The organism is Okeania sp. SIO2B9 (genome assembly GCF_010672505.1).
Taxonomy (GTDB): Bacteria; Cyanobacteriota; Cyanobacteriia; order Cyanobacteriales; family Microcoleaceae; genus Okeania; species Okeania hirsuta.
In genome coordinates this window covers 1-1,267 of record NZ_JAAHGK010001692.1, presented here as the reverse complement: position 1 = coordinate 1,267, position 1,267 = coordinate 1, and the positions used below count along the sequence as shown (strand labels likewise).

Below are 1,267 nucleotides of genomic sequence, written 5' to 3'. Positions count from 1 at the left end.
ATAAAAAGGCAATTTTGATAATTAATTTTACTTAAGAACAATACTAAATGAAATTCTAGAATCTACCATTTTTTTGAGATCCTTTGACTCTTCCTTGAGCTAATAAAACTAATAAACGTTGACGAAACATACCTAATAAAAAAGATGCTTCTCTAGTACTTATGATTTTTTCTTCAACTGTTGGACAATAGTTAATGTTCAATAAATATAGTAACTTTGATAGAGTTACCTTCTTTCCCAACACCAAACCCATGCTGTGAAAGCGCCCAAATGACATTAATGCAAATACATTGAATTTTACCAAGTTCCTCTATAGTTCGCTCTATCATCTATTTCTCCTATTTCTTGCTTCATTAAAGTCTGGGTCATAGTTTTTCCAGTATTAGTATGTCCACCTTCTTGAAAACTAGACAAAGCTATACATTTGCCATCGGTGACTGCAAATGATTTGATTACTCACCCGTTTCAATGTGTACTTGCACAGAAAGTTGATGTTCTGCCCATAAACTATGGGTTAGGATTCCCTCAAGGGCTTTCCTCCACTGAAAAAGTTGAGTCCTCTGGATACGATGTAGTTTAATAAAACTAGCAACTCGCCTCCAATGACTCCAATCATGTTTGTTGACATCCTCTGGTCTCAACAAACACTGTGGTATTTTTTCTGATAATTTTAACGCTCTACGGCCAATTACTAAAGCTGCAGCAGTGCCACTATTCAGGCCATACTTAGCCATATAATTAATCATTCCAATTACACTGGTAAAAGCTGGATTTACTTTAATTAATTCAACTCCAAATCTTCTACAACGTGACAATATAGCTTCCCTAAACATTCCCGTAGAAAAATTGGAAAGCATCTCATTATAAACTTTACCTTCCTCGCTCATCTTGGATTTTTTCTTGGTAAAATCCAGAGACTCAATAGCAATAGCACATTCAAAAAATTCTGCTAATTTCACAACTTGGCAAACAATATTTCTCATGGATGCTTGCCGTTGTCCTGTTGTTTGATTTTTCCATTTATACGGGATTTCTTCTAAATATTCAATGTTACCATCCCACTTCACATAAGTAACTGAAATTGAATCAGCATTAAAGTCAATACCTATACAACCATTTTTTCTTATATGAACTACTGGTATTTCTGGTACATAAGTAGAAAGATGTACATACCAATTATCCTGTTTATACTCCCTGCGAAAAACTTGAATTGTGATTGGTTTTAAATTATTTATGGCATAATCTAAATCTGTTGCTCTATATCTGC

General features: G+C 33.9%; 2 protein-coding genes. Both read right to left on the bottom strand.

The window, feature by feature from the left end:
- Window positions 1-55 precede the first annotated feature (55 nt).
- Entirely contained in the window at window positions 56-304 is a 249-nt protein-coding gene (locus F6K13_RS33750; protein WP_287244505.1) for a hypothetical protein, read from the bottom strand.
- Between the two features lie 148 nt (window positions 305-452).
- On the bottom strand, window positions 453-1,267 hold an 815-nt coding region (locus tag F6K13_RS33745), incomplete at its 5' end, for an IS200/IS605 family accessory protein TnpB-related protein (protein WP_287290016.1).